Source organism: Psychrobacter sp. PSi21 (genome assembly GCF_054960615.1).
On sequence record NZ_JBHNYR010000023.1, the window covers coordinates 17955 to 37027 of the forward strand.

Consider the following 19073-nt stretch of genomic DNA (forward strand, 5'->3'; position numbering starts at 1 on the left):
CAGGCCGTACAGCGATGCCTGCTGTACCATCAGCACCTAAGCATGGTCAGCCGACCACAGGGCAGCGCGGTGTCCACTCATCAGAGAACCCTGATAATGATTCGACCAAGATGCCTTATTTTCGAGTCGAAGACTTGGTGGTCGGGTATGAGCAAACAACCGTAGTCGATGGGCTATCACTGAGCTTAGCACAAGGAGAAATCGGCTGCTTTTTGGGTTATAGCGGCTGCGGTAAAACCACTGCTTTGCGTGCCATCGCGGGGTTAGAGCCGACGCGTCAGGGGCTAATTGCGTTGCAGGACAAGCGCTTGACCGAGCAGACCACGCAGCACAGTTTTGCACTGGCGCCTGCCAAACGCAGCATGGGCATGGTGTTTCAGGATTATGCGTTGTTTGGTCATCTCAGCGTGGCCAAAAATATTGCTTTTGGTCTCAATCGCTGGTCTAAAGCAGACAAAGCTGCCCGTGTGGCAGAGATGCTCAGTCTGGTTGAGCTTACCGAGCATGCAGACAAACGTCCCTCTGAGCTCTCAGGTGGTCAGCAGCAGCGGGTAGCGCTGGCACGTGCGCTGGCACCCAAGCCCAAGTTATTATTGCTAGATGAGCCCTTCTCAAACCTTGATGTGGTGCTCAGAGAGTCATTGGCGATGAGCGTTCGTGACATCTTAAAGCGCACTAATACCACCGCAATTTTGGTCACTCATGATCAAAATGAAGCGTTTGCACTGGCGGATAAGGTGGGAGTGATGCACCAAGGCCGCTTGGTACAGTGGGCAACCCCAAGTGAGCTGTATCACGAGCCAGTCAGTCCCTTTGTTGCTGAATTTGTGGGCGAGGGTGCGATGATTGATGGCATCATTAAAGAAGGCCATGTCGAGACAGCGCTTGGCGATATTTATCGGCGAAGGGAAGTACTCGATGACAACGAGCAGCCGCAGTACTGCCGTTATGACTATCCCAATGGCACACCGATCAAAGTGCTCGTGCGTCCTGATGACATCGTTCATGATGACGACAGTACGCAGACGGCTTTGGTGATTGGCCGCGTCTTTCGCGGTGCCAACTATTTATACCGCTTGCAGCTTGATGACGGACAGCTGATATTGGCACTGGTGGCCAGCCATCACAACCACCCGATCGGCTCGCGTATTGGAATTTTGCCGATGCTAGAGCATGTGGTGGTTTTTGATGAAAAAAACGTCAATGCCACCATGTGGTCAGAGTATGATCAGCGCTCAGCCACGCGCCGCCAAGATATGTAAGTAGCGCCCAAGCCATTTGTAAGGCTCTTGTCCTGAATAGCGCAGCTCCATACGGACAATGGCATCAGGGTCGTTATGACCGCCGCGCTTTAATGGCGCATAATCATGAAACACCCGCAGTCCGCTACTGCGTAGAGTGCGGTATTGATGAGCCAGCAGCCACGCCTCAACCTCTTCTTTGGCGACAGGATGATTGGGCGTTAGGCTTTTGATATTATCGGCCTTGTAGTCATTATTATCGAGTAGGCGGTCGAGCAGATTGAAGTTGCCCATAATCAAATTGCGATAATCAAAGCTTGCGGGATTATAAAAACACAAAGACAACGTGCCCTCAGCGGTCAAATGACGATCACAAAAATCCATAATCGCGGCAGGTTCTGCCAACCACTCCAGTAGCGCATGACACAGTATTAAGTCAAATCCTTGTTCGGTTGCCAACTTGTCTTCAAGATCTTGATAAGGGCACACATGCCAAGTGATGTTGGCCGCTGCCACGGGTTGATGGGTGACGCGGTCTTTGGCTTTGGCCAGCATATTGGCTGAAATATCATTAATCACCACCGTATGACCACTGGCGGCAAGCTCAGTGGCGATTTGTGCCAAGCCAGCGCCCACATCCAATATTCGCAATGGTCGCCCCAGTTGCTGCTGCCTCTGTTTAGCATAAGCGACAATATCACGGCGCAGCACCGCCAGCCGTATCTCACCTTTTAGACCACCATAGACCTTTTTTTCAAAATGATCGGCGATGTTGTCAAAGCTGCGGTCAGCGCGCGGCTCGGTTGGCATGGTGTCGGTATCATCTGGCGTGGTTTCTGGTGTGGTTATCGGTTTGTCGGCATGAGTCATAACATATCTTATCTATTGATGATGAAAAACAGTGAATAACAAAAATCAGCTGGTGTAAAACAGTGCCAAAGTGAGGCTTTGTAAGCGCTGTACAAGTTTTTAGGTGGCGTTTTCTGCCAGTTTTAGCGTCACTAATCCCAGTACAATCAGGGCTACGCCCGCAAAGCGGCCGATACTGGCGCTATCACCGAAGTAGTAAACGCCCATTAAGAAGGTGCCTACCGCGCCGATGCCCGTCCATACCGCGTATGCCGTGCCAATGGGGATGGACTTTTGCGCCCACCACAGCAAAAAACCACTGATGCCAAGGCACGTAGCAGCCATGATCCAGCCCAGTATTTTGTACTGCGGTAAGGAGGAGAGCTTAAAGCCGATAGGCCAGCCAACCTCAAACAAGCCTGCGACAATCAAGGCAATCCACGCGGTGGTCAAAGAGGTTGAGTTCATAGTCAGATGCTTTATATCAAAAAAAGGCTGATGGGATTAAGCGGGAGCAACGACACATTCAAAGGTGAGTGTCGTTTGGCCGTCTATTGGTATGTGGCGACCGCCAGCGGTTATGATTTTAGGCGTCTGTTGATCACCCATTTGAACACCAGCTTAGCCAAGGTGATGATGACAAAAACCACCACGATAAACACCCAAATACCGTTGCCTTGCAAATTGTCTTGGTAGGCCATCGCCAAATACGCTGACAATCCCATGGCAAGTAATAGCGAGCCCCAACGTACAAAGGGTAGCGCGCGCTGCGTATGATTGGGGAAGCTGATGGCATAGTCACTAGAGAAACTATATAGCACCATCGCCACTATCCATAAAAGTGCCAAAAACATATCCATCATAATCAATGCCTATTTATCCAATAAAAAAGTCATGCAGGGCTGCGCGCAGCGGTCACATACAAAGTACGCCTAGTGTAGCGATTACAGCGGCTTTGTCTACAATAACTGTGCTTTTCTTACTATGCTTCGATACGTTTTTTAGCAGGTATCGACCTATCAGATGCGGCCTATATTTGGACACTTACTGTCATTGTTGCCTGAAAGGTTCACAATGACGACTACATAACGACCGATAAACGTGACAGTCGCTTACATGTTTGTCAGTAGCTTTTCATAACAGTTTGCGGTATAAACAGTAAGGTATGAGACATAAAATAAAGTCAGCAGGCCGCCTGTCACGTCTGCGTTTACCCATAATAATTGCTAAGGATAGCATGATGACCATATTCAATAAGTCCACCAAAAGAGCGATCAGCCATCGCGCTGATAAGGCCAACTTCAGTACTCCTATCAGTACCCCAGTCACGACCCGCTGCCTGTTGTCAGTGTCGATTGCCAGTGCTTTGCTACTGACGGCTTGCGGCGATGACAATGACAATACCAGCGTACAATACTTGGTAAACGCTCAGTCGATACAGACTTTTAGCGCAGGCCAAATTGACAGCAGTATCACCCCAGTAGGCAGCGCCACACCCAATGCAAAATGCGGCGTAGCGGTTGAAAAAGTCAGTTACCCTGTCAAAGGGGCGGCGGGTGAAAATACCAACGCCACGGCGGCACTCATGCTGCCCACAGGTGACACAGCCGACTGCCAAGGTGATCGCCCAATCTTACTTTATGCTCATGGCACCACTACTGATAAGCAATATGACTTTGCTCAAGTCGGCAATGGGCAAAATGCCGCTGCCTCGGAGGCCAACTTGATTGCTGCCAACTTTGCGGCGCAAGGCTATATCGTGGTCGCGCCCAACTATGCGGGCTATGACGACTCAGAACTGGACTACCATCCTTATTTGGTTGCCGATCAGCAATCGGCAGATATGGTCGCGGCATTAGACAGCGCGCGTACCATTATCATGCGTCAGCAACGCGCCAATGCAGATAACTACGTTAACATTGACGACTCGGGAAAATTGTTTGTCAGTGGCTACTCTCAGGGTGGTCATGTAGCGATGGCAACGGCCAGATTGCTTGAGCAGCAAAACCGTCCTGTCACGGCCATCGCACCATCGTCAGGGCCGTATGCTTTGGCAGCGTTTGGTGATGCGATATTCTTCGGTAACGTTAATATCGGCGCGACTCGATTTGCACCGCTATTGGCTGAAGGTATGCAAAAAAAGTATGGCAATATCTATAGCAGCCCAACCGATGTTTTTCAGCCTGATTATGCCAGTACCCAGTTGCCAAGTTTGCTCAGTTTTGCTGAACTCGTTGCCGCGAACAAGCTACCTGAATTTGCATTATTTGAGAAAAGCCCACAAGATAATCCTGTCTTAAATGTGTTACCTGCTATTCCCGCTGACTCTTTTTTCGCGCTTGGATTCGACGACAATAACTATCTGATCAAAACAGATTTTCGCACTGCTTTTATAACTGATGCTAAGGCCAAGCCTGACAATGCATACCCAACGGTGATGAATGAGGCTATGCCTGCTGAGAATCCGCAGAACAACATGCGTAAAGCGCTTAAAGACAACGACTTGCGCGGTTATATGCCGCAAATGCCAACGCTGCTTTGCGGGGGCAATCAAGATCCCACGGTTTATTACGATTTAAACACAGGTTTAGTGGCCACTATATTGCAGCAAGCGAATATGGCAACGAATGCCAATCTAAACGTCACGGTACTTGATGTTGATGTAACAAACATGGCGGACGATAGCCGCGAAGGGAAGTCTGTATTAAGTTTGATTGGTCAAGCTTCAATGAATCAGTGGGATGCCAACATGGTCACAGGTAACATTCAAAGTAGATTTGCGCAGAGTTTGTCTTTTACCAGTGATAGTGCAATTGCTCAGGCAAAGGCAGCGGGGGTAACCGATCAAGCTGTATTAGAAAGAGCCGCAGCTGCTGAAGTGTTGAGTAAATACCACGGCGGCTTGGTCAGTAGCGCGTGTACGCAGGCCACCCGTGAATTCTTTGATCAAAATTTTGACACCACCACCACGATGTAACCGTAATGCACAAGCCAATAAGTTAGCCAGCAGCGCGGCGGTCTCTAATGGGTCGTTGCGCTGTTTTTTTATGATGTATAACAAGCCCAAGCGCAAAGTGTTTATACGGTGATGACACGTCCTAGTATCTCAAAGCAGTTTGACTGAGGTGTTAACTCACCATACCTCCAAATCAGTCGCAATTTTGCCATATCCACAACAAGGTAATAAATCGCTGTTATAGCAGCCTTGCCAACCACATTAACGGACTGATTTGCTTGAGGTTAATGACGCTCAAATGCCCCTAAATGGGCAAATTTGTGCTAAAATAGCTTCTTTTATTTACCATTAAAATTATCGTCATTTTCCAGTGGTTTGGCAGGTTTTACGATGCTTTTAGATGGCTTGTGTAAAAGCTCAAGCGGCGCGTTGGTGCCGCTGTCTTTTTGTATGAGCCTTGCTAATAGCCAAATCGGCAAATCATTGGAAATGGGGTCAATGAAGGAGTGTATATGAGCGATTCGGTCAGTCCTATTGCCATCGTCGATGAATTAAAGCAATCCTACTTGGATTATGCGATGAGCGTGATCGTCTCGCGCGCGCTGCCTGATGTACGTGATGGGTTCAAACCTGTACACCGCCGCGTGATGTTCGCGATGCACGTATTGTCGAACGACTATAACAAGCCGTACAAAAAATCGGCGCGTGTGGTCGGTGATGTCATCGGTAAATACCATCCGCATGGCGATAGCGCCGTGTATGATGCCATCGTGCGTATGGCGCAGGACTTTAGCTTGCGTTATCCGATGGTTGATGGTCAAGGTAACTTTGGCTCAATCGATGATGATCCACCGGCAGCGATGCGTTATACCGAAGTACGGATGACCAAGCTGACCCATCAGATGCTTGCTGATTTGGACAAAGATACTGTCGATTGGGAAGACAACTACGACGGTTCTGAGCGTATGCCAAGCGTCTTGCCTGCGCGCGTGCCTAACCTATTGGTAAATGGTGCCACTGGTATCGCGGTTGGTATGGCAACCAATATGGCGCCGCACAACCTGACTGAAGTCATTAATGCGTGCTTGGCGTATGCGGAAAATCCGCAAATATCGGGCGAGGAGCTGATGACGCACATCTCAGGCCCTGACTTCCCAACAGGCGGCATCATCTATGGCCGCGCAGGCATTGTCGATGCTTACCGCACGGGTAAAGGCCGCTTGCACGTACGCGGTCGTTATCATATCGAACCGATGAGTGACACGGGCGTCAACCGCGATCGTGAGCGTATTGTCTTTACCGAAATTCCTTATCAAACCAACAAAGCCAAACTGATTGAGCGCATTGCTGAGCTGGTACGCGACAAAAAAATCGAAGGCATCAGCGAGATTCGCGATGAGTCGGATAAAGATGGCATGCGTATCGCCATTGATTTGCGCCGCGGTGAGACGGCAGAGGTTATCGTTAATAACTTATTTTTGCAGACACCGCTTGAATCGAGCTTTAGCATCAATATGGTTGCGCTTGATAATGGCCAGCCAAAGCTGTTGACCTTACGTCAGTTGATCGCCGCTTTTGTGCGTCATCGTCAAGAAGTGGTGACCCGCCGTACCATTTATGAATTGAACAAAGCACGCGTCCGTGGTCATTTGCTTGAAGGGTTGACCGTGGCGCTGGCCAATATCGATGATATCATCGCAACCATCAAAGTCTCTGCCAACCGCGGTATGGCGCGTGAGAGCTTGCTGAACAACACGTGGGGCTCAGGCAGCGTGGTATCGATGCTTACTGCCGCAGGCAGCCAATCGGTGCGTCCTGAGTTTATTGAAGGCGAAGACCCCAAGCAGCCATTTGGTTTGATTGCCGAAGAAGCGCGTTATCGCTTGTCGCTCGATCAGGTCAACGCCATCTTAGAGATGCAATTGCACCGTTTGACGGGTCTTGAGCAGGACAAACTGACTGAAGAATATCAGGATTTGTTAAGCGAGATTGCCCGTCTTGAGTCGATCTTGGGCGATTTTGACAAATTGATGACCATTATCTCTAATGAGCTGATTGAGATTCGTGATAACTTTGGTGACGAGCGCCGCACGGATATCATTGACTCGCGTAACGACTTTAGCCGTGAAGACTTGATCCCTGAGCAAACCGTGGTGATGACGGTATCGCGTACTGGCTATGCCAAAACCCAGCCGATCGATGATTATGTGGCGCAAAAGCGTGGCGGCAAAGGCAAGTCAGCTACCGCGATGAAAGAAGACGATGTGATCGATCACTTGCTGGTGACCTCAACGCATGCGACCGTACTATGCTTTACTGATACGGGCCGTGTGTTTAGCTTACGCGGTTTTGAAGTGCCGATTGCCAGTCGCGGCGCGCGTGGTCGTCCACTGGTTAACTTAATTGGCCTAGATGCTGACGAGTATGTCACCACTATCTTGCCGATCCCGCAAATGTCCGAAGACGTCAGTGGCCGCTTTGTGTTCTTTGCTACCGCTAATGGTACGGTCAAGCGTGTTGAGCTTGAGCAGTTTGCCAGCATTCGCTCAAACGGCTTGATTGCCATCGGGTTAGAAGACGGTGACAAGCTGGTTAGTGCTCATATTACCAATGGTGAACAAGACGTGATGCTGTTTGCTTCAAGTGGTAAAGCCATTCGTTTTGATGAAAACGACGCGCGCTCTATGGGACGTACCGCAAAAGGCGTGCGTGGTATGCGCCTAGAAGCAGATGAGTTTATCAAGTCGCTGGTGGTGATCGAAGATGATGTTAAAGAAATCTTGATCGCTTGTGAAAATGGCTTTGGTAAACGTACGTTAATCGAAGAGTTTAACGCACAAAATCGCGGCGGCGGCGGGGTGATCGCCATCAAGACCAGTGAGCGTAACGGCGCATTGGTACGCGCGACCAAGGTTGAGCCTGCCGATGACATCATTTTGATCTCTGATAAAGGCACTTTAGTACGCACGCCAGTCGAACACGTCGCCAGTGCAGGCCGTAACACCCAAGGCGTGACTTTAATTCGTCTGTCAAAAGATGAAAAGCTGGTATCAATGGCACGCGTCGAAAATGAAGAAAATGACGAAGGTCTGGTTGAGGCGCTTAAAGAGGATGGCGTGTTTGCTGCAGATGATGAGCAAGCCTTGATTGAGACCGCTGAGCTTGTGGCATCAAGTGAAGCGGACAGTGATGATACGCCTGACGAATAATTAAGTATTCATAACCATCATTCTTGATATCGTGATTAATGACAAAGCCTCTGACAGTACTGTCAGAGGCTTTTTTATGACAAACAAAGTTACAAAATACCCGTACTCACTGGCATGTACGGCAAAATAGCGGCTCTGACTGGATAGGCATTTTTTCTGGTGGCGCTAAGCGCTGCCAAGAGTGTTAAAGCCGTGGTAATTGCGTTATCATCAAAGCCATTGCTTATTGATAGGTATTGTTTTCGCGGTTTATACCGAACGTCTTCATCGGCCAAACTATTGTTATTGCAGGTGATGTTTTTATTTTGTCAGTGCTGCTTAACGGCTATTTTAATCGCTTAATGATATCTCGATACCCGAAATATAAGACTGATAATCCCTAGGATCATTTATGTTAAATCTGCATCATCTTAACAACTCACGCTCATTTCGTATTTTATGGTTGCTCGAAGAGCTGGCGCTTGATTATAAGCTGACCAGCTACGAGCGTACCAAGGCGTATTTGGCACCAGACAGCCTAAAAAAAGTGCATCCCATTGGGCACACGCCAGTGCTAGAGGTTGATGGCCGCGCGCTGGCGGAATCTGGTTTTATCATTGAGTATTTGCTCAGACATTATGACACCGAGCAACAATTTAAACCCTCAGGTGACAATGAAGCGGCGTGGGAAGCCTATACTTTTTGGCTGCATTTTGCTGAAGCGTCAGCAATGCCGCCGCTGGTCATGCGACTGGTCTTTAGCAAAGTGGTGGAGCGCTCACCGATGCTGATCAAGCCAATCAGTAAAGGCATTCGCAAGCAAGTCGAAGATGGCATGATTAATAACAATATTGTTAATAACCTCAACCTGATGGAACGCCACCTACAGGACAACCATTGGTTTGCGGGCGAAGCCTTTAGTGCCGCCGATATCCAAATGTATATCCCTATTGCCGCGTCTAATGCACGCGCTGGTATGGACAAAGTGAGATATGCCAACTTGCACAATTGGCTCAAGCGCTGTTATGAACGCTCAGCATTCAAACGTGCGGAAGAAAAAGGCGGGACGCCAAAATTTTAGCGTCATAATGTGCTATCGTGAGCGTTTTTATTCTCCTGATAGCACATATAGAAGGTAGTACCATGACCGAGCACAACAACATGAGGCAGCCGCCGACACATGACGATAAGGACGGCCTGTCTGCCGATCAAATGCGTGCCCAGCAAGTTTCTATCAAATCATGGGCACAAAAAATATTGGTGATTTTGCTGTGCGTAGCCAGCTTTTATGCTGGCTGGAAGGCACATGAGTCCAATCTGGTGAATCACTGTTTTGCCAGTGGTGGGCAGATGGTTGAGCAGGGTGGCACCTTGATGTGTAGGATGAACTGATGTTACAACTGACTTTTTTAGGCACGTCTGCTGGTATACCGACCAAGCAGCGCAACGTCACCGCGCTGGCTATCGAGTGTCTCAACCCGTTTGAGACAAAGGCGCCGCAGTCCAGTCGTAAGCGTCGGCCATGGGTGCTTGTTGACTGCGGTGAGGGTACGCAGCAACAGCTGTTACATACCAAGCTATCCTTGCATCAATTGACCGCCATTTGCATCACCCATGTCCATGGTGACCATTGTTATGGGCTACCAGGATTACTCGCCAGTGCGGCGATGTCAGGGCGACGTGAACCACTGACCTTGATTGCGCCTAAGGCCATTGCCACCTTGCTGGATGCAGTCAGCTTAACCACAGAATTGTTTTTTCCTTTTGATGTGCATTTTATGGCGATTGAGGACGTACTGGCTCAGCAGGATGACCAAATTGAAATCGCGCTGAGCACTCAGCATCAGCTGAACATTGATATCACGCCGTTGTCGCATCGCGTGCCCTCCCATGGCTTTGGTATCACCCAAACCATCTGCCGCCATACGCTAAATACCGAAAAGTTGCTGGCAGACCATATTCCTGCGGGCCGTTTATGGGGCAAAATACAAAAAGGTGAGGATGTTACGACCGAAGCAGGGCAGGTTTTGTATGCCAAAGACTATCTTGAGACCGAGCAGCGGCGCACGCGCGTGGTGGTGGCAGGGGATAATGACTGCCCAGAGCTGCTCAGCGCGGCGGTTAAAGATGCTGATGCACTGGTACATGAAGCGACTCACACCTATGAGGTTGCCATGGCTATTAAAGCTAGAAACCCTGACTTTGATCCGATGCACAGTAGCGCGCACATCGTCGGCACATTTGCGCAGCAGGCGAACCTGAACAACCTTATCTTGACACATTTTAGCGCCCGCTATCAGAGTTTTGATAATCCAGAAAGTGAAACGCCAAATATGGCCTATATCCGTTTGGACGCGCAAAGTAACTATCAAGGCAATCTATGGCTGGCGGCAGATTTTGATCAGTATACCGTCGACGGCGGCGCTGCTTCGATGCAGGATGAAGCGGACAACCGCGTCCAGTATATTGGCTCTGCGCTCAGCAAATAGACAGGGCTTGGTAAATAGATATGGTTTATGAGTTACGATCTTCGATAGCCAGTTGTGTCTTGCCGCTCCAATAACGACTGAACTGATAAGCCACCCGTCCTGAGCGTCCGCCGCGCTCAGAAGCCCAGCGCAGTGCGTCTGCTCTGATGTCATCAGGCAAGTGCTCACCTTGTATGCCAAAATCAATACCAGCATCCGTATTAGTCGCTGCTGATATTTTTTGCTGCGCCAGTTGCAAATAATGCTGCACAATTTGTAAATAGGTTTGCTGATTCATAGGGTGGAAAGTCAACGATAAGCCAAATCGATCCGATAACGACACCGTCTCATCGATACTCTCGTAGGGATTGACCTCATCCGTCTGCCCATTATAGATATCAAGATTGTCTTTCATCAGTTGTGGTAGCAGACGGCGGCGGTTGCTGGTGGCATAGACCAGCAGTTTGTCTTGCTCGGAATCCAGCGCGCCATCAAGCACACTTTTTAGCGCGCGGTAACTCTCATCCTGCCCATTAAATGCCAAGTCATCACAGTATACGATATAGCGACAGCCACAATCTTCTGGTAGCGCATTGATGGCGGCGCGGATCTTATCCAGCACTTGCAAGTCATCACGTGCGATCTCAATAATGCGCAAGCCCTCGCTATGATACGCTTGCAATAGCGCTCGAATCAGTGAAGATTTGCCTGCACCACGCGTCCCTGTCATCAACACATGGTTGGCAGGATAGCCTTTTAAAAACTGCCGCGTGTTTTGTACCAGTTTTGCTTTTTGCCCATCAATACCTTGCAAGTCATCTAGGCTCAAGAACAGATTGACGGACAAAGGTTGCAAGTGACCTGTCCTTCCACCCACCCAGCGATAGGCAAGCTGACTGGGGTCGATCTCAACGGTGGGTGTGACTTGCTCTTGCAAGTATTGACTGAGTAACGCCAGTAGAGGTTCGGGCAGGGCGTAATGGGCTGACTGTGACATAAGGACTCTAGCGGTTAAGGTGGCAGTTGTGTAAAACGATAGTAACGATCATGGCGTGATTGAGACTTGATAATAGGATAAAAATAACCCTGTGAAAAATAGTGCCAGTAATTTACCAACTAAACAAGCCTTGCAAGCAAAGTCTAGACAACTATTACCCGCCATCACTCACGTATTATCAGAGCTGAAATATAGTGATATCACGCATCAGCGTCTCAGTCAGCAGCCTATAGACAATCAAACAGCGCACCCGCGGTATAACAGCAATACGCAAGACGTCGAAAAAAGCAGCAGACAAAGTAGCAAACTAAGCTGCTATCAAGGTCTAACGCGTGCGCACCATTTAAAGTATGGATGCGTGATGATTAAATGGGAGATGTACGCGCATCACATCGCGCTAGAGACACTTCGATATACCTCAGACTTATCTTGTGAGGTCAGCGTGTTACAAGCGTTACATAGTGCGCAAAAAACGCAAGCGACGGCAATTACACCGTCCATACTATCCCATCACGATATAAACATCCACGCATTAGGCCAGTCCCAGCAATTAACGATATTGGTGATGCCATATTATACAAACGGTAGCTTAGCCAAGATGCTGAATCACCATGTGTTATTAACGGACAAGCAAAAACATGACTTGATCATAAAGTCTGCTGAGCTTGTTCTCATTTTACACAGCGCTGGCTGGCTCCATAACGACATCAAACCCAGTAATATTTTACTTAATGATCGCCCAACAGGTCATGCTGACAGCGACTACACCGTACCTGACTTACTACTGACGGATTTTGCATTAGCCCAGAAAAGCGCGCAACCAAACACAACAAACATTGCTAGCGGCACACCAGCGTATCTGGCGCCTGAGCGTTGGCAAGGTCAAAGCGCCACCATACAAAGTGATATTTATGCGGTTGGTATCATGATGGTTGAGATATTGATAGGCGCGCGCCCATTTCATATAGATGCTAAAAGTCAGCAACCGATGACAGACTGGGCCATTCAGCACTGCCAGCAATCTATTACCAGACTACCGATAGCGTACGCTCATTATCAGAGCATTATCGATAAGGTATTGGCAAAACGAGTAGGGAAACGCTATCAGAATATGGATATGGTATTGGCAGCGTTAAAGCGTCTGTCATGAAAAGCAATAAATTATAGGCACAAAAAAACCTGCTAAAAAGCAGGTTTTGATATTTGGTCTAAGATGTACTATCCGAAAATGGTGGGGCTGGAGAGACTCGAACTCTCACACCTTGCGGCGCCAGAACCTAAATCTGGTGCGTCTACCAATTCCGCCACAGCCCCATTTTCGTTACTCTATCATCTAAAGCGTTTAAAATCAAATGCCGTTGAAGTAGTTAACTGATTCGGTAGTGCGTCTCAGTGGTTGGCTATTATATAGAGTTTGAGTTTTTGGTCAAGACCTTTTTTCAATAAAATTGCATTATTTTTACTTTTATATAATAAGTATTTGATAAAAAAGATTTTTTATTTTAAATTTTTTGAGTATTTATGAGAGGTCAATACCGTCATCTTCAAACTGTTGTAGTTTTCGGGTCAAGGTGTTGCGTCCCCAGCCCAGCAGTTTGGCAGCTGCGATCTTTTTTCCGCCGCTTTGTTTGAGCGCGGCGGCCAATAAAATGCGCTCAAACTCCGGTGTGGCCGTTTGCAAGATATCGGTTGCGCCTGTTTTGAGCGCTTGCGCTGCCCATGTGGCGAGTGGCTGCTGCCAATCGGTGCCGCTGACAGTGTTGTGCGCAGCTGGGGAGTGATTGGGTATATATTGCCCTGCATCTGCCGCGTTGGTGGTTACGGTATCTGAGGTGCTTTGTACCGCTGGATGAGTATAAGCGGCAGCATCACGGTTTGCGGCATGCTCATGCGTGGATGACAATTCGGCAGGCGCAGCACTGTACTCGGCCAGTAGTTCTGGTGGCAAGTCTTCTGGCAAGATGGTATCGCCAGTCGCCATCACGGTCAGCCATAGACAGACGTTTTCTAGCTGGCGCACGTTACCGCGCCAACTGACCGCTTGCATGATGCGTAAAGCATCAGCATGTAACTGCTTGGGCGGGGTGTTCATTTGCTTGCCTGCGCGCTGCATAAAATGATTGGTAAGTGCTGGAATGTCTTCGCGGCGGGCGCGTAGGGGCGGTAATGGTAAACGGATGACGTTGAGACGATAAAACAAATCTTCGCGGAATTTACCTTGCTTTACCAAGTGTTCTAAATTTTGGTGGGTGGCGGCGATGATACGTACGTCAACATTGACAGGCAGCTTGCCGCCAACACGATAAAACTCACCATTAGCGAGGACACGCAGTAGCCGCGTTTGGGTACTAAAAGGCATGTCGCCAATCTCGTCCAAAAACAGGGTGCCGCCATTGGCCTGTTCAAAACGCCCTTGACGCTGGGTGGTCGCGCCAGTAAACGCTCCTTTTTCATGACCAAACAGCTCAGACTCGATCAAATCATGGGGAATAGCGGCCATGTTCAGGGCAATAAACGGCAACGACTTGCGTGGAGAGTGTTCATGTAAGGCGCTGGCGACCAACTCTTTACCTGTGCCAGATTCTCCCGTAATCAGTACTGTGATCGGCGAATGTGCCAAGCGGCCAATAGCGCGAAAAACGGTCTGCATGGCTTGGGATTGACCAATAATGCCGCTTGGGTTGTCATTATCGTCATCAGTGATGGCCGAGCTTGGCAATATTGGCTCATTTGCTAAGCCGTTATCCGTTTCTTTTATAGAGGGCTTGGCTGTTTGTTCAGTGTCTAAAAGTGGCTCATTATTGGCATTTTGGTCATTAACTTGGTAATTAATGGCTTTATAAATGGTCGCAACCGCATCATCAAGATCAAACGGTTTGGGTAGGTAGTCAAAGGCGCCTGTCTGATAACTGTTGATGGCAGAGGAGAGGTCTGAGTGGGCAGTCATGATGACGATGGGTAAAGTGGGAAAGTGCTCATGTACCCAGTCGCTAAAAGATAAGCCATCCATCATTGGCATACGAATATCGGTCAAAATGGCATCAGGCAGCTGATCTGCTTCGTCGCCTTGATGCAATATGTCATTAAGGCGAGTCCATGCCGCTTGGGCTTGGGTGAAGCTGACCACATTGAGGCCAGCATCCGTAAAGGTATCGGCCAATATCAAACGCAGCGCGGCATCATCATCGATCAGCCACAGTGTGGCCAGTGGCGTTTGAGTGTGGTCGGAGGTCGGGTCGGGTACCGTCATGGTAGAGTTGGTCATACAAAAGCCTTAATGAGCGATGGAGCGGATGTTGTCGTTTAGACTGGCCTAAGCTTTAACGGTGGTAGCCTGCGGCTGAGTAAAGGGCAAATATACCGTAAAGCGTGTGCGGCCACGTACGGAGCTGACATCAATCATACCATGATGACGGCTGATAATATCTTGCACAATAGCCAAGCCAAGACCTGTCCCTGCGGCGCGGCTGGTCACCATCGGAAAAAATATCTGTCCAATCAAGTCAGGATCGATCCCTGCGCCATTGTCAGTGATGGTGATCTGCATCACTTGTTTGTGCTGCTGGCTGCCGATGGTGTGCTGAAAGGCAACGCGGGTCTGAATATGCAGCTGCGGCTGATAGGCAGTGGTGTTTTGGCGCAGTGACTCATTATCTTCTGCCTCAAGTGCTTGCTCATAATCAAGCATGGCCTCACAGGCGTTATTGGTGAGATTTAAAAATAATTGTATCAGCTGGTCTTTATCCGCAATCAGCTCAGGTAATGACAAATCATAATCACGCTGCAGTTCAATACAAGGATATTGACTCAGAGCTAAGGTCAGCACATGTTCCAACGGCTCATGCACATTGAGTGCTTGCCAGTTGGGTAGCTGGGCGGAGCCAAGCATCTGCCCGATAAGCTGGGTTAAGCGATCGGTTTCTGAGATGATGATATCTGTATAATTACGTAGCTTTTGCGACAGGGTGCGAATGGCAGGGTCGGGATGGTCTGTTGCGGCAGTAGACTCCAAAGACCACGCCTCACCGCGCGCGCTGAATTTATTAAACTGTCGCTCCAGCAGTTGCGCCGCACCGCGAATGCCCGCCAGTGGGTTTTTTACCTCATGCGCTACTGAGCGTAGCATATGACGCGCCACATGATATTGCTGCTGTTTGTGCTGCTCCTCGGAAATGCGACTTTGGCGGTCTTTGCCCCACATCTCAACGATAAAATAAGGTCGCTGTTCATACAGAACAGGCGTGACGCTGTAGTCGATAGACACGGGCGTGCTGCCGCCATACTGTATCAAATGGTCATGATCAACAAAGGGCTGCTGGTAGTGCTGCGCTTGCGCGAAACGTTCTGCAAAACAGGCTTGATCGTAGCTGGCATCATATGGAACAGTGGCGTGCGTGCTGGTATTTTTGTCTAGTGCTGCAGTGGGTGTGAGCAGCGCCAATATCGACTGATGCAATAAACGACCGCGACTGATGGCCAGCAGCTGCTCAGCTTGCGCATTGATCCACGTGATGCGCAGTGACTCATCGACCCACAGCACGGCGGTGAACAAGTGCTGCGATAAAAAGCCCAAATCGGGATTGAGTTCAGCGGTAGTCGGTTCTGTCATTATAGTGGCTGCCTATGGTTTTATGTCATTGTCTATATGATGATGCGTCTATTCGTCTGCTTATTTCTTAGTATTGGATTGGCCTGAGTGACCGCGCCGCCCCAAGGTAGGCTTGCTCTACTGCTGGGTGTGGATGTATAAGCTTGGCGGCAGGTGATCATCGTCATAAGATATTTAACCACAAATCAACACTATAGCGCGGCAAAACTGGTGATTACGGTAAAAAAAACGTACAATGCGACCAGCCAATTTATCTCTAGCAAGGTCAGCCATGCCTAAGACTTCTACCCAGTCCCCTGAAGTAACCCCATCAGCCATCAGTCCAAAACCTGACGCTACCACGCTCAAAAATACCGCCACGGTATTTGATCCTGCGCGCGTGTCGCCAGCTGCGGACAGCCCGCAAGATACCGACCAACCTTATCATCATAAGGCCAACCATAACCAAAACCGCAGCATCAGCCAAAGTGCCAGCGGTAATACTGCCGCTGCCAACCCTGTGGTCAATGACACACCAAAGATTGGTTTTGTGTCTTTGGGTTGCCCCAAAGCATTGGTCGATAGTGAGCGTATCATCACTGAGCTGAGCCGTGACGGTTATCAAGTGGCCAGCGACTACGATGGTGCGGACTTGGTTGTGGTCAACACTTGCGGCTTTATTGAATCTGCTGTGCAAGAATCGCTCGATGCTATTGGTGAGGCGATCAGCAACAACGGTAAAGTGATTGTCACAGGTTGTTTGGGCAAAGACGCGGACAAAATCCGTGAGATGCATCCAGCGGTGCTCGCGGTTACAGGTGCTCATGCCTATGATGACGTGATTACGGCAGTGGCGCATCATGTACCCAAGCCAAGCCGCAACCAAGACAAAAGTTACGATCCCAAAATTGATCTGATCAGTGATGCAGGTATCAAGCTGACCCCGAACCATTACGCTTATCTGAAAATTTCTGAAGGCTGTAATCACCGCTGTACCTTTTGTATTATTCCAAGCCTGCGCGGCGACTTGGTGTCACGCCCGATCGATGATGTGATGACCGAAGCGGTGGCGCTTAAAAAAGCAGGGGTTAAAGAGCTGCTCATCATCTCGCAAGACACCTCTGCTTACGGCCTTGATCTAAAATACAAGACCAGCTTTTGGAACGGCATGCCGCTTAAGTCCAAATTTTATGACCTGTGCCAAGCACTCAACCAGCTGGGGATTTGGGTCAGACTGCATTACGTCTACCCGTATCCGCATGTGGACAAAGTTGTCGAGCTGATGGGAGAGAAGAAACTGCTGCCGTATCTGGATATTCCGTTCCAGCATGCCAGTCATCGTATCCTAAAAGCAATGAAACGTCCTGCGCATAGCGAAAACACCTTGGCTCGTATCCACGCATGGCGCGCCATTTGCCCTGATATCGTGATTCGCTCAACCTTTGTGGTCGGTTTTCCTGGTGAGACGGAAGCAGACTTTCAGTGTTTGCTGGACTGGTTAGTAGAGGCACGTCTTGATCGCGTGGGCTGCTTTACTTACTCAGAAGTAGAAGGCGCCGTTGCCAATGATCTGCCAAATCATGTACCAGAAGCGGTTAAGCAAGCGCGTTATGAGCGCTTGATGGCCTTACAACAAGAGATATCGGCGCAGAAGCTGCAAGAGAAAGTTGGCAAAACGCTGACTGTATTGGTCGATGAAATTGATACTGAAGAGAACATCGCCATCTGCCGCAGCTATGCCGATGCGCCTGAAATTGACGGTCATGTCTATGTCGATGAGCTGACCCCTGATGTGACAGTGGGGCAGTTTTTGACAGTTACGATTGATGACGCTAGTGAATATGACTTATTTGCCAGTTATAATCAGGCATAAAACCCAGTGGACAACAGATGAAAATTGCCCAAAAGTGGGCAGTTTTTGCTACAATTGGCGCAATCTGGCTTGCTGGTCGCGCCTGATTTCGGCTTGATGCCATATATCGGTTTGATGATAACTTAACAAAAAAAGGTGCCTTTATGTCTGACAAAAACCCCCGTTTCTCTCGTATTTTGCTCAAACTGTCCGGTGAAGCCTTAGCTGGCAGCAGAGATATGGGTATTGATAGTGAGGTGCTCGACAAGATGAGCTTGTCGATTGCGCATTTGCGTGGTCTTGGCGTACAGGTTGGTATCGTCGTCGGCGGCGGTAACTTATATCGCGGCGCGCAGCTACAAAAAGAAGGGTTGGTCGGACGAGTGACAGGTGATCAAATGGGTATGCTGGCCACCGTGATGAACGGCCTTGCTATGCGTGATGCATTAGAGCGCCGCAATATCAAAACCCGTTTGATGTCCGCTTTGCCGATTGGTGAAGTGACCGAAAGCTATAGCAGCCGTAACGCCATCCGTTACCTCAAAAACGGTGAAGTGTGTATCTTTGTCGCAGGCACAGGTAACCCATTTTTTACTACCGATACCGCCGCCTGCTTGCGCGGTATTGAGATTGAAGCGGGTCTGATTTTAAAAGCCACCAAAGTTGACGGCGTGTATGACAAAGACCCAAGCCTACATGAAGATGCGACCAAATATGATGGTCTGACCTTTGATGAAGTGCTTGAGCAAAAGCTTGGCGTGATGGATTTGACCGCCATTGCCTTATGCCGTGAGCACAACGTACCTCTGCAAGTCTTTGACATGACCAAGCCTAACGCCTTGCTCAATGTGGTGATGGGTGAAAACGAAGGCACACGCGTTTATCACTAATGGCTGATATGGGTCATCATAATACCGTTATGATGACATGAGCA

Annotated in this window: 15 protein-coding genes and 1 tRNA gene; 9 read left to right on the forward strand and 7 right to left on the reverse strand. The window is 49.0% G+C overall.

The features are described from left to right. Window positions 1-110: 110 nt before the first annotated feature. Window positions 111-1262, forward strand: coding sequence for an ABC transporter ATP-binding protein (locus tag ACFI32_RS13380; RefSeq protein WP_462627128.1), 1152 nt, complete (start codon window positions 111-113; stop codon window positions 1260-1262). On the opposite strand, the gene ACFI32_RS13385 is transcribed toward ACFI32_RS13380, so the two are convergent. From ACFI32_RS13385 to ACFI32_RS13395, 3 genes are all read right to left on the reverse strand, one after another. After that, complete coding sequence (locus ACFI32_RS13385; RefSeq protein ID WP_462627129.1) at window positions 1236-2051, reverse strand: methyltransferase domain-containing protein; 816 nt, start codon at window positions 2049-2051, stop codon at window positions 1236-1238. The genes ACFI32_RS13380 and ACFI32_RS13385 overlap by 27 nt on opposite strands. A gap of 159 nt (window positions 2052-2210) precedes the next feature. Beyond that, window positions 2211-2558 carry a DMT family transporter gene (locus ACFI32_RS13390; RefSeq protein ID WP_462627101.1) on the reverse strand — a complete coding sequence of 116 codons (348 nt, stop codon included), beginning with the start codon at window positions 2556-2558 and terminating at the stop codon, window positions 2211-2213. 110 nt (window positions 2559-2668) lie between these two features. After that, entirely contained in the window at window positions 2669-2953 is a 285-nt protein-coding gene (locus tag ACFI32_RS13395) for a hypothetical protein (protein WP_462627102.1), read from the reverse strand. 377 nt (window positions 2954-3330) lie between these two features. Between ACFI32_RS13395 and ACFI32_RS13400 the strand changes: the two genes are divergently transcribed. From ACFI32_RS13400 to ACFI32_RS13420, 5 genes are all read left to right on the forward strand, one after another. Next, window positions 3331-5067 (forward strand): alpha/beta hydrolase family protein, encoded by a 1737-nt coding sequence (locus ACFI32_RS13400; protein ID WP_462627104.1) that lies wholly within the window; start codon window positions 3331-3333, stop codon window positions 5065-5067. A gap of 491 nt (window positions 5068-5558) precedes the next feature. Beyond that, on the forward strand, window positions 5559-8255 hold the full coding sequence (gene gyrA / locus ACFI32_RS13405) for a DNA gyrase subunit A (RefSeq protein ID WP_462627105.1): 2697 nt from the start codon (window positions 5559-5561) through the stop codon (window positions 8253-8255). A 391-nt stretch (window positions 8256-8646) separates the two neighbouring features. Then, window positions 8647-9315, forward strand: coding sequence for a glutathione S-transferase family protein (locus ACFI32_RS13410; RefSeq protein ID WP_462627106.1), 669 nt, complete (start codon window positions 8647-8649; stop codon window positions 9313-9315). Window positions 9316-9377: 62 nt separating this feature from the next. Beyond that, a complete protein-coding gene (locus ACFI32_RS13415; protein ID WP_462627107.1) occupies window positions 9378-9626 on the forward strand; it encodes a hypothetical protein in 249 nt (82 codons plus the stop codon). Continuing rightward, a complete protein-coding gene (locus tag ACFI32_RS13420; protein ID WP_462627108.1) occupies window positions 9626-10723 on the forward strand; it encodes an MBL fold metallo-hydrolase in 1098 nt (365 codons plus the stop codon). Before ACFI32_RS13415 ends, ACFI32_RS13420 begins: the two co-directional genes overlap by 1 nt. A 25-nt stretch (window positions 10724-10748) precedes the next feature. Here ACFI32_RS13420 and ACFI32_RS13425 read toward each other — a convergent pair whose 3' ends face one another. Then, on the reverse strand, window positions 10749-11699 hold the full coding sequence (locus ACFI32_RS13425; RefSeq protein WP_462627110.1) for an ATP-binding protein: 951 nt from the start codon (window positions 11697-11699) through the stop codon (window positions 10749-10751). Window positions 11700-11790: 91 nt separating this feature from the next. Between ACFI32_RS13425 and ACFI32_RS13430 the strand changes: the two genes are divergently transcribed. Continuing rightward, window positions 11791-12849, forward strand: coding sequence for a serine/threonine-protein kinase (locus ACFI32_RS13430; protein ID WP_462627111.1), 1059 nt, complete (start codon window positions 11791-11793; stop codon window positions 12847-12849). A gap of 79 nt (window positions 12850-12928) precedes the next feature. On the opposite strand, the gene ACFI32_RS13435 is transcribed toward ACFI32_RS13430, so the two are convergent. The 3 genes from ACFI32_RS13435 to ACFI32_RS13445 form a co-directional block, all read right to left on the reverse strand. Further along, a tRNA-Leu gene (locus ACFI32_RS13435) sits at window positions 12929-13013 on the reverse strand. A 205-nt stretch (window positions 13014-13218) separates the two neighbouring features. Further along, on the reverse strand, window positions 13219-14949 hold the full coding sequence (locus ACFI32_RS13440) for a sigma 54-interacting transcriptional regulator (protein ID WP_462627130.1): 1731 nt from the start codon (window positions 14947-14949) through the stop codon (window positions 13219-13221). Window positions 14950-15012: 63 nt separating this feature from the next. Continuing rightward, complete coding sequence (locus ACFI32_RS13445) at window positions 15013-16308, reverse strand: two-component system sensor histidine kinase NtrB (protein WP_462627112.1); 1296 nt, start codon at window positions 16306-16308, stop codon at window positions 15013-15015. 271 nt (window positions 16309-16579) lie between these two features. On the opposite strand from ACFI32_RS13445, the gene rimO reads away from it, so the two are divergent. Together rimO and pyrH are read left to right on the forward strand one after the other, a co-directional pair. Beyond that, the gene (gene rimO, locus ACFI32_RS13450) at window positions 16580-18160 is read left to right on the forward strand and encodes a 30S ribosomal protein S12 methylthiotransferase RimO (protein ID WP_462627113.1); all 1581 of its coding nucleotides are present in this window, start codon (window positions 16580-16582) and stop codon (window positions 18158-18160) included. A gap of 143 nt (window positions 18161-18303) precedes the next feature. After that, a complete protein-coding gene (gene pyrH, locus ACFI32_RS13455; RefSeq protein WP_462627114.1) occupies window positions 18304-19029 on the forward strand; it encodes a UMP kinase in 726 nt (241 codons plus the stop codon). Window positions 19030-19073 lie beyond the last annotated feature (44 nt).